The organism is Mesorhizobium sp. WSM4833 (genome assembly GCF_055811095.1).
Genome location: NZ_JBVVQG010000033.1, coordinates 1 through 10,511 on the forward strand (window position 1 = coordinate 1; position 10,511 = coordinate 10,511).

A 10,511-nucleotide genomic window follows, 5' to 3' on the forward strand; every position below is an offset into this window, starting at 1 on the left:
GGCTCCACCTTCCAGGAGTTGGAGCCTCCGATCAACCCGGAGCGGTTCACAATACTGAAGCGGTCAGGTGCATTTATGTGTTCGGCCTATTTTTTGCGGCCTCCGGCACTTCCGCGCCCAATGGCGCGCCGTCGCGGAGGCCTCCATGCCAATGAGGCACGGCTGCATATCGCGAAGGCACGGGATAAGCTGATCGCGAACTTTCGACGGAGCACTGCGTTTCCAGCATTATCGACGCCGTGAACTTGAAAGGCGTTCTGGCGATATCCAATCCAATCGTGATAACTTGCATGAGGACAGTTTCTTCCCTCTGCTGGTCCTTTGACAACGCCATCTTATACATTGCGATGCCGCTGGGTCGGGGCCGTCCACCCCATCAAGCTGTGGATGTGGACAGAGCAGAGCCGTGGCCGGATGCCAGAATTGCCAAGAAGACCAAGCGCTACCCGCCTGATTGGATGGATGAAGAGTGGGAGCAGTTCGAACCGCTGATGCCCAAGCCTGAAGCTGATGGTCAGCCCCCTTCGCCGGGGGTGCCCAGCGCGGCAAGGTCGACGTGCGGAGAAACTCTTATACTCTTGCTGAGGATCCGATCGAGCATGCAAGCCAGGACTTCCAATAACCGACCCGAGGCCTGGCCGAAAACGCTACAGCAGAAGACTGCCGCGTCATTCCGATTGTAAGCGTCCGGTGACGACCGTCTTCCGTGGCGAGGATCGAGCCGGATAGGGGTCGGGCTCCGGACGCTGAAGATAGTTTCCACGAGCGGGGTTTAACGGACACGATCGCGACGGGCAGTGGCGGCCAAGATTCTCGCGGCGAGACGGTGCGCGCCCGCCGGTGCAGGTCATACACGCTCGAAGAGAAGCAGCGTCTGGTGGCTGAGAGCTGTGAGCCCGGGGCGGCGGTGTCGCTGGTGGCGCGGCGGTACGACATCAATGCAAACCTGTTGTTTACCCGGCGCCGGCATATGCGCCCGCCGGGCGTCGACGGCTTTGCCGCTGGAGTTGATCCTGATCGAGGTCATCAGCAGCGTGCCAGCTGCTGCACCAGCCGCGGCGGCTGGGGCGGAACAGCGCGGTGTGATTGAGAGGTGGACGCCGAGGTCAGCGAGGCGGCGCTGCCGCGGGTGCTGTCGGCTGTGAAGGCGGCGGCATGATCGCGCGCCCGGGTCTGGGGTGCGGGTCTATCTGGCGACGCAGCCAGGCGATATGCGCAAAGGGATGGATGGCTCGGCCGCCCAGGTCCAGGACGTGCTGGCCACCGATCCGTTCTCGGGGCGCGCGTTTGTGTTCCGCGGGAAGCGCGGCGACATTTTGAAGATCCTGGCCTGGGACGGAAGTGGGCTGTGTCTGTTCGACAAGCGCTTGGAGCAGGGAAGTTCGTTTGGCCGTCGATCGTGCCAGGCCAGCTTCTACTGACACCGGCTCAGTTGGCCTTGCTCGCTGAAGGGATCGACTGGCGGTGGACAGTCGCGCCGGAACCGGTCACGCGTCCCCGAATCCATCTAAATAAGTTCCTGATTCAAGGGACTTAATCTCGCTCACGAGTCATGACTTTGCTACAAGCCGGCATGTCTCTCGCCACTGCGGAATTCCCGTCGGATCCGGACGCGCTGCGCGTTCGCAGCGGCTTTGCAGGCCGAGCTCTACGCCAAGACGCTGCATATCTAGAAACCCTGCTGGCACCGACGTCCGGCTTCCTGCACGCCGACCCCTAAGCCGGCTTTGACAAGCTCTACGGACCGGATCCGATCACCGGCCGGCCGCGCCTGGGGCCAGCCGCGTATTGCCGCGTGTTGGACCCATGCCAGGCGCGAACTGTTCGACGAGCACGCTGAGACCAAATCGCCCATCGCACGTCAGGCGCTGGAGAACAGCGATCCCACCGTCGAGCGCGAGATCAATGGCCGAAGCGCTGCTGTTCGCCTGGCTGCGCGCCAAGCTCAAAGAGTGCCACATGTCGGCCGACCTTAAGAATTACCTGGAGGCCTGCCTGGGCAGGATCAACCGCAAGGGGACCTCGCCAAGGCTATCCGCTACAGCCTCAATCGCTGGGACGCGCTCTGCCTCTTCACCAAAGACGGCCGTCTCGAGATGACCAACAATGCCGCCGAACGGGCGATCCGCCCCCTGACGCTTGTGGCTCGGACTCCGGCGGCGAGCGCACCGGGGTCTTCTACACCCTGATCCAGAACTGTAAGTAGAACGGCATCAATCCAGAGGCCTATCTCACCGACCTGATCGGCCGCGTCAGCGACCATCCGGCCAATCGCTCGACGAGCATCTCCCCTGGAACCGGCGCGCCCGATCCGGCACCAGACTGGCGGCCTGACCGTGGCTGCTATCACCCAGGTCTACACCCTCCCGCTCGCCGCCGAAATGCTCGGCACCGGAGGACGGTTGCCTCTGGGTCTACGGGTCCTACGATCAGCAGAACCCTGCTTTCACAGACTTCGGCCTCGAATGCCTGACCGACTTCATCGCGAGCACAAAGCCAATCGCGGCAGCGGTCAAACGATGGCCGATAAGAGAGCCTTGGGTTTCATGATCGGGCGCTTACTTCCGATCGATCACTTCGTGAATATGGACTTGGCGCTCCCCAGGATGCCATGGATGGAGAAGCTCGCGCTCTCCGAGCCGGTCCCGTGGTTGTTGCGTCGCTGATTTGTACAACGAGGATCATCCTCACTCGGCAAATCGAAGACAACGCCATTGACGCAACCAGCCGTTGCCATGCTCGGAGCCGAAAACTTCACCAGCCGGCGATCCAAATCCTCGGTCTCAGAGCACTGAAACTCAGGACTCTCCCTCAAACCGGAGGAGACTTGGGTCTCAGCTCATCGCTCAATCGGCTATTCATCATCACCTCTGGTATCATTTCTGAAACAGCGCAGTCGGAAAGGAATTGCCGCTGCGGATTCAGCAAAGTCTTGGGCTCCACATAATTGCGGAAATCGACTGGCTTTGTCGCCACTACCTTGATCGCACCCGTCGGCCCGCAGCCCCGATCCGCGTCCAAAACGCATCGTCTATCCCACTACCGAAACTGGTAGCTACTTCGAACCGCACGTTAGGTCTATTGACGCTGAGCAGAAGGTATCGATTGGAGAATGACAATGTATCAGCTTCTGATCCATGGCGCGGCAATGTGGCCGACAACGTTCTGGACCCGATGTTCCGACTGCGGCGCAGGCTTTTCGCTGACAGTTGGAAGTCGAATGTCTCAAGCGTTGTCGGAACGGAACATGACCACCTTGACCTGGCGAATCCCATGCATTTGATATGCTGGGACCGGAGCCGCAAAGAAGTTGCCGCCTGCTTTCGAGCCGCTTCGCACAACCGGGTCTAATCGGTGACACCTTTGTTGCCCTGCTTGCCGCGAAGTCCGCACCTCCTCCAAAACTCTGGGAAGGCACGTGCTTTGCTGTCGATACAAAAGACACCCACCCTCTCACCAAGATTCGGCTCAGCCTGCCGACGGTTGCTTTTGGCGGGTCTGGAAACTCGGACTCGCGGGGAGGACGGCGTATCGGTGTTCGACACTCGCATGAACAGTATCCTAGAAAAAGCGGGCTGTACGATCATCCCTTGGCCCCCAATGCAATTTGGGCACTGCACAATCTTCGCAGGCACTGCATCCGTCGCGAAGTTGGGCTGGGTACCAGGTCCTGAAGGTATCCCCGTCCGAAACGCGAGCCCTGTTCGGATGATACAGGTTATGTGCCATATCAGGAAATCACATTTCAATATACATGACAGGAAAGTGATATGTCGAACATCTGGAATAGAGAACTTCTAGAAGCGGCCGCCGATGAAGTCTGGCGGCCTTACATATATCACCAGAGGTTCGATAGCGCAGATGCGGCCGAGATTTTCGCCGAGGAGGGGCAGCCGCCAAGAGTGCATTCTAGCGACGCTCTTTGTTGCGGCACATTCGGCGAGTTGCTGCAAGGCCAGTTGCCGGTCGCTTCCGTTCCGTTCGACCCTCACTTTTTGGTCACTATGCCCATCGCGCTCTTTGCGCGAGCTCGCTTCATGCCAATTGCAGGCACACGATTGGTAACAGTTTATCCGTTACATAAAGTCAAAGCGAAACGACTGGCTGAGGATCTAGTGATTGCGCTCGGCGCCTCAGGAGGGATCCTCCTTTTGGAATCTGAGCTCCCCGAAGGCAAAGGACTCGCGAGTTCGTCTGCCGATCTTGTCGCAACTGCACGATCAATCGCAAGGTGCTTCAACCGTAGAATCCAGACATCGTTGGTCGAGAAGCTAATGGCGGACATTGAGCCATCTGACGGGGTCATGTACCCCGGTGTTGTCGCATATCAACAGCGATCATGTAGCCTTCTCTCTTTCATTGGCCAAATGCCCCCACTTGCGATCGTAGGTGTCGATGAAGGAGGGACGGTCGAAACCCTCGACTATGACCAACAGCGAGGTGAAATCTCCGCCAGCCGAAGAGCAGAATATCAAGAACTCCTAGACAGCGCACGGACAGCAATTCCGCGAGGTGATACGGGAACGATAGGCAAAATAGCCACAGCCAGCGCCCTCCTGCATCAGGAGCGGACTCCAAAGAGACATCTGAAATCGATGGTGAAAGCATGCGAATCCGCTGGCGCTCTCGGAGTAATAGTCGCGCATAGCGGAACAATGATTGGAATCTTGCTTGATCGAACAGCGCCTGACTTCCCACGGCAGCTTCGGTCCACTATGGCCGACGTAGCGTCATTCAACAACTCTCCCAAAATGTACTTGACAATGACTAGCTGCGGATGAGGTAACAGATATGGACGCTGCCCGCAAAAGCCTGCCATTCTTCGGATATTCTGACGCATATGCTCTGCCAACCATAATCAGTTGTGAGGCGAATGTCTTTCTTGCGCAGTTTGCATTCATGAAGCTTCTTCCTGCAAAGCACATAATTGAGCAGGCGCTGGCTCGAGGGACCTTGAAGCACGGCATGAAAGTTCTCGAAACATCAAGCGGAACCTTCGCACTGGGTTTGGCCGTAGTTTGCCGAGAACGTGGATTCCCGCTCGAAATTTTCACCGACCCAGTGATGGACAAAGCTCTGGAAAACAGGTTGAGCTCCCTGGGAGCTGAAGTCGTCATAGTAACTGAAAAGGCCAAGCAGGGTGGCTATCAAAGAAGCCGGCTGGACGCATTACACGCGAGGATGAGTCAGTTGGGTCATTCCTGTTTCTGGCCCCGACAATACGAAACACCGGACAACCCCGCAGGCTATAAACCTTTCGCCGATCAAATATCGGGGATGCTGGGCGCCGACATCGTTTTGGTCGGTTCTGTGGGGTCAGGAGGCTCTACTTGCGGAACGATAGAGCGCCTCCGGCAAAAAGCCCCTGGCGCGCGCCTGATCGGAGTGGACACCTTCAATAGCGTCATTTTTGGCCAACCGGATGGCGAACGGAAACTGCGGGGCCTGGGGAACAGTCTCGTACCCATGAACGTGAAGCATGAATTCTATGACGAGGTGCATCTCATCTCGGCTCCTCTCGCATTTGCTGCAACGCATACTCTCCACGAGCGCCACGCTGTTTTCGCAGGTCCGACCTCAGGAGCGAGCTACATCGTTGGGCGTTGGCACGCTCGGCAGTATCCAACAGAAACCGTAGTCGTCATATGTCCTGATGAAGGCCACCGCTACGCCGAAGCTGTTTATGACCTCGAATGGCTCAAGCAGAGCGGATGTCTACACGAAGGTGTTCTAGACGCGCCGGCCAGCGAAGAGCATCCCTCGACCGCTCTCCCGCCATGGAACCGATATCGTTGGAATCGGAAAAGCCGGGAAGCTGTCCTTAACGTACTGGGAGACGATACATGATGAACCGAGGTAGCTTCCTTTTCGTGGAAAGCAACACAACGGGCACCGGCGAACTGTTGATCAAGCGAGCCCGACTCTTGGGCTTCGAACCGTATCTCGCTACGCGCAATCCTGCGCGTTATTCGTTTCTTAAAGACACCGTCGCTCACATTATCGAAGCTGAAACGCGTAGTCCGGACGAACTCGCCGGGGTCGCCGCCAAATTGGAAAGGCTGACAGGAATATACTCGTCCTCGGAATTTTTTGTGCAAGCAGCGTCAAGTGCTGCGACGACGATGGGGCTACCAACAGCGAATCCTGAGGCTATAGCTACCTGCCGGAACAAATGGAAACAGGCGGCCGAGCTACGGCGACAATCAATCGCGATCCCTGAAACTCGACTGGCTACTTCCGTCAGAGACGTGGAGAACATTCTTGCCAAGGCTACTCTGCCAGTGGTCGTGAAGCCGGTGTCCGGAAGTGGCAGTAGCGGCGTGAGATTATGCGATAGCGAGGCAGCCGCCATCAAGGCGTATGAGAGTGCAACGGGCGCATTGCTCGATCAGGTAGGTCTGCGCAGCCCTGACGTGCTTATCCAACAATATATAGAGGGCAAGGAATACTCTGCGGAGATAATTGCGTACAATGGGACGCTGCATTGCCTTGGAATTCTTGCCAAGCATAAGGGACCACCTCCCTGCTTCGTTGAGGTCGGGCACGACTTCCCGGCCCCGCTTCCGGAGAGCTCCATCCAGGAATTGGCCTCTTTCGCCGTCAGCTCGGTATCTGCGCTTGGCCTGGAGTTCGGACCAGCTCATGTAGAGTTCGTGATAGCGGAGTCGGGCCCGGTCATAATTGAGGTCAATCCCAGACTGGCCGGAGGAATGATACCAGTCATGCTGTCGCACGTCCTAGGTACGTCAATCCTGGACATGGTCATCAAACTTTATGCGGGAGAAGGTTTCACGCCTCCCTGCGCGGGCGAAAGAGCGGGAGCCATCCGTTTCCGACTTGCTCACAGATCCGGGAAGCTCAAACGCCTGAGCTTTTCTCGAAATCCAGGACCGACAGTGCCGGAAGCGGGGCTTCTGAAATCTGAGCGGGAGGAAGTTCAAACGCGCGGCGACTTCAGAGACCGAGTAGCCTACGCCGTAGGCGTAGCTGACGAACTCTACGCCGCTGCAGCGGCAGCTGAAAGGATGATCGATTCCCTTGTGATAGATATCGAGATGGCTACTGACGAATCGGACAACAAGCAAGACGCTGGGTCAGACGAGGGTACGTGGGTTTTGCATCCTGAAGCGTTGAAGTTGCTCGCTCCGCCCATCGACGTCTCACGTGATGGTCGGCTTCTGCAATACCAGGTGGCAGTTGACGAAGCACATCTAGTGATGCTGGCGGACCAGGGCTTAGTCAGCCAGGTCGTCGCCGCCGATCTCCTCAAGCACATCTCGGACCTCCAGGATGAGGGCTTTCAGTCTTTGGAGGGCCGCGATGCTCCACGTGGCCTCTATTTGGCCTATGAGGCCGAACTTGCCGCCAGAGCTGGTCTGGAAACGGCCGGCTGGGTGCACCTTGCGAGGTCCCGCAACGACTTGAACGCGACGATTTCTCTCCTGGTCCTTCGGGACGCCGCATATTCCATCTCGCGAGAAATAGGAATTGCACAGGATGCCCTGCTTCAGCAAGCGGAAGAGGCATCGAGACTTCTGGCTCCCTTGTACAGTCAATACCAGATTGCACTCCCCGGGTCGCCAGGGCACTACCTGCTCGGCGTCTGCTTCGCACTGGGGCGCGAGCGGCAGCGCCTCCATTGCCTGCTGGAAGACATCGGGAACTGCCCTATGGGAGCTGGTGCCGGTGGTGGCACTAGCGTGTCTATAGATTCCTTGAAAACCGCGAATCTTCTGGGATTCGAACTGCCGTCATTCAACTCACTTGACGCGGTTGCAAGCCGTGATCATCAGTTGCAAGGGCTTTCAGTCTTTGCTGGCATTTCAATTTTGCTCAGTCGCGTTGCTCAGGACCTGCAGGTTTGGACGACGCGGGAGTTCGCTCTCATTCACCTTCCTAATAATCTTGCCGGCGGCTCTTCCATGTTGCCCCAAAAGAAGAACCCGTTCCTGCTTGAACACATCAAGGGGTCGGCGAGCACTGTGATTGGAGCCTACGTTTCTGCGGCAACAGCCACCTGCAAATCGCCTTTCAGCAACTCGATCGAGGCAAGCAACTACGGCTGCTCTCCTCTGGGTCTTGCAGAAGACGCCCTGAAGCGGGCCATAACTCTCATGTCGCTCATCGTGAAGTCCATGTCTTTCAACGTGAGGTCGATGCGTGAAAAGCTGGAAGATGGCTCATCGATGACGGCCGTCGCCGCCGAACGGATGGCGTCACGAGGGATTCCTTTCAGAAAGGCCCACACACTAGTTGGCGAGATTGCCAGGCGCGTGTCTCAGGACAGCAGCGGGACGGAGCGCCGAAGGGAGCTGGCCAGCCAACTCGCTGGCGTGTTACCCACGAGTCTCGAAGAATGCAGAGACGCTCTGCGGTTCGGAGGAGGACCCGGAAAAAGATCCACCGACGACCAGCTTTCCGTAGCAAAATCGCTCTTTCGGGAGATGCAACTAAAATGCCGGGCCATATCGGAACGCTGGGCGCACGCTGAGGTGCACCGCAAACAGAGGGTGAAAGAACTCATTGATACTAATCAAGCCACCTGAAGGTGGATATATATATTGGATATATATAGACAGCACGGTAAATCTATATCGATCGGGGGATCACTGCACTGCTAGAACGGCGCGGCGGCTGCAGCCGACATACCCAATCCAACCAGCTACCTACGAGACTACGCCGAAGTTGCGTCTGGCGGACAGGGATCGCTGACGCCACCCCAGGAGGAGAATTATGATCGATCTACTCAGCGACACTGTAACCCTCCCCACCCTGGAGATGCGGCAGGCGATGTTTAACGCGGAAGTCGGCGATGCCGGCTACGGTGAAGACCCGACGTTAAACCGCCTGGAAGCGTTGGCGGCCGAAATGTTGGGCAAGGAGGACGCGGCTTTCATGTCGAGCGGATGTCAAGGAAACCTTGTCGCCCTGCTGGCGCATAGTTCCCGTGGCCAAGAGGTGATCGTCGGCGACCGTTCTGATCTCTATGATTTCGAAGCCGGCAGCGTTTCGGTGGTGGGCGGCCTCGTCATGCACCCCGTGCCGACAGAACCTGACGGACGGCTGTCGTTGGATAAACTGCGCTCGGCGATCCGCGACAAGAGCGATTATCAGTGCGCGCCCCCCGGGGTGATTGTGCTGGAGAACCCACATTGTCAATGTGGCGGGCGCGTCCTGCCTGGGTCTTATATCACGGAGGTGCGCAAACTTGCCGACGAGCACGGCCTGCCGCTGCACCTCGATGGCGCCCGCATCTTCAACGCGGCGATTGCCTCGAATAGGTCGCCGGCAGAGATTGCGCAGGATGTCGACTCGATCATGTTCAGTCTGTCGAAAGGACTCGCCGCGCCGTTCGGCTCGATGGTGTGCGGACCACGGCCCTTCATCGAGCGGGTGAAGCGCTATCGGAAGCTTGTGGGAGGCGGCCTTCGCCAAGCTGGTTTCATGGCCAGCGCGGGTATCGTGGCGCTTCAGACTATGGTGGACCGGCTAATCGAAGACCACCGGCGCGCGCAGTTACTGGCGGAGAAAATTCGCGACATTCCCGGCATCTGCCTTGAGCCGCAGGTGGTTGACACGAACATGGTGTTCTTCCGACTCGAATGGGACGGTCTGTCGGTCCCAGACTTCCTAGCGGCGCTGTTGCAGCGGGGTGTCCGGATGGGAACGCTCCGCGAAGGCGTTGTTCGCGCCGTCCTCCACTATCTCGTCACCGATGACGATATAGCCCCGGCCGCACGCGCCATTCGATCGGTCCTGCAGGCGGAGCCACTATGACATACGGTCATCTATATCAGCGATCCATTCCGGCGGAGAGCGGCTCCCGTGTCGCTAAACTGCATCCGTCGCCTCCGTGGCAACCCACAGTGCTGCTCGAACGGCCCAAATCATGCGAGCCCTGGTCTTCGACCAGAAAGCATGGCCTTGCTTGACAGGAGGGGATGGTCGAAAGCTGGCTGCGTTCTTGAACGCATAGCGTAGTATAGTCCACTTTTCATCAGTCGATGCTTTTGAGACAAATCTTTTCTCTTCGATCTAGCAACGATGTTCGGACTTTACGCTTGAAGCAACAGCCCATTGACCGTCTCGTCGAAACCACGGGATGCGGTCTCCGTCGACCGCACCAAGCTAGCATTCCTTGAAAGATCCACCCGATGTTAAACCCACCATGCAACGAATTTGGCCGGTTGTATTGAACCCAACATGTTTGCCCCTGTTGTCAGGCTCGGACACGCGTCACGCGCTGCGCCCAACCAGCAGAGCTTGGCCAGGGACCGCCCAACATGTATGTCGCCAAGGGCGAGCAGATGGACATCGTGACTGGCTTGTCATCATCGTCCGCTTCGCGCCCATTGGGTTGAGCTTTTGTGCCGTTACGGTCCCTCAGGCGGTAGCAGGCTCAGCTCTGCTTGTGGGACAAGGGTTTGCAACTCCGGCCCGGTAGCGACCCTGCCGCGGCTAGTGAACCGCTCCGGGTTGATCGGAGGCTCCAACTCCTGGAAGGTGGAGCT

Annotated in this window: 7 protein-coding genes and 1 pseudogene; all 8 read left to right on the forward strand. The window is 57.9% G+C overall.

From position 1 onward, the window contains the following. Positions 1-826 precede the first annotated feature (826 nt). The 8 genes and pseudogenes from AC0L2D_RS31580 to AC0L2D_RS31615 all read left to right on the forward strand — a co-directional run bounded on the left by AC0L2D_RS31580 (position 827) and on the right by AC0L2D_RS31615 (position 9,777). Positions 827-1,090: a transposase gene (locus AC0L2D_RS31580; RefSeq protein WP_473544075.1), complete on the forward strand. Its 264-nt coding sequence runs from the start codon at positions 827-829 to the stop codon at positions 1,088-1,090. Between the two features lie 88 nt (positions 1,091-1,178). Continuing rightward, positions 1,179-1,421, forward strand: coding sequence for an IS66 family insertion sequence element accessory protein TnpB (tnpB, locus tag AC0L2D_RS31585; RefSeq protein ID WP_473544077.1), 243 nt, complete (start codon positions 1,179-1,181; stop codon positions 1,419-1,421). Between the two features lie 306 nt (positions 1,422-1,727). Continuing rightward, a pseudogene (locus AC0L2D_RS31590) lies at positions 1,728-2,189 on the forward strand (IS66 family transposase). A 961-nt stretch (positions 2,190-3,150) separates the two neighbouring features. Next, on the forward strand, positions 3,151-3,351 hold the full coding sequence (locus tag AC0L2D_RS31595; RefSeq protein WP_473544084.1) for an acyl-homoserine-lactone synthase: 201 nt from the start codon (positions 3,151-3,153) through the stop codon (positions 3,349-3,351). 686 nt (positions 3,352-4,037) lie between these two features. Beyond that, positions 4,038-4,781 (forward strand): GHMP family kinase ATP-binding protein, encoded by a 744-nt coding sequence (locus AC0L2D_RS31600; RefSeq protein ID WP_473544086.1) that lies wholly within the window; start codon positions 4,038-4,040, stop codon positions 4,779-4,781. 10 nt (positions 4,782-4,791) lie between these two features. Beyond that, a complete protein-coding gene (locus tag AC0L2D_RS31605) occupies positions 4,792-5,847 on the forward strand; it encodes a cysteine synthase family protein (protein ID WP_473544079.1) in 1,056 nt (351 codons plus the stop codon). Next, complete coding sequence (locus AC0L2D_RS31610; RefSeq protein WP_473544081.1) at positions 5,844-8,546, forward strand: lyase family protein; 2,703 nt, start codon at positions 5,844-5,846, stop codon at positions 8,544-8,546. Before AC0L2D_RS31605 ends, AC0L2D_RS31610 begins: the two co-directional genes overlap by 4 nt. A 187-nt stretch (positions 8,547-8,733) precedes the next feature. Beyond that, positions 8,734-9,777, forward strand: coding sequence for a GntG family PLP-dependent aldolase (locus AC0L2D_RS31615; RefSeq protein WP_473544082.1), 1,044 nt, complete (start codon positions 8,734-8,736; stop codon positions 9,775-9,777). Positions 9,778-10,511 lie beyond the last annotated feature (734 nt).

Bases quoted from the DNA above. Each gene is read 5' to 3' on its own strand.
- AC0L2D_RS31605 (WP_473544079.1), top strand. From the start codon at position 4,792: ATGGACGCTGCCCGCAAAAGCCTGCCATTCTTCGGATATTCTGACGCA.
- AC0L2D_RS31615 (WP_473544082.1), top strand. From the start codon at position 8,734: ATGATCGATCTACTCAGCGACACTGTAACCCTCCCCACCCTGGAGATG.
- AC0L2D_RS31610 (WP_473544081.1), top strand. From the start codon at position 5,844: ATGATGAACCGAGGTAGCTTCCTTTTCGTGGAAAGCAACACAACGGGC.
- AC0L2D_RS31600 (WP_473544086.1), top strand. From the start codon at position 4,038: ATGCCAATTGCAGGCACACGATTGGTAACAGTTTATCCGTTACATAAA.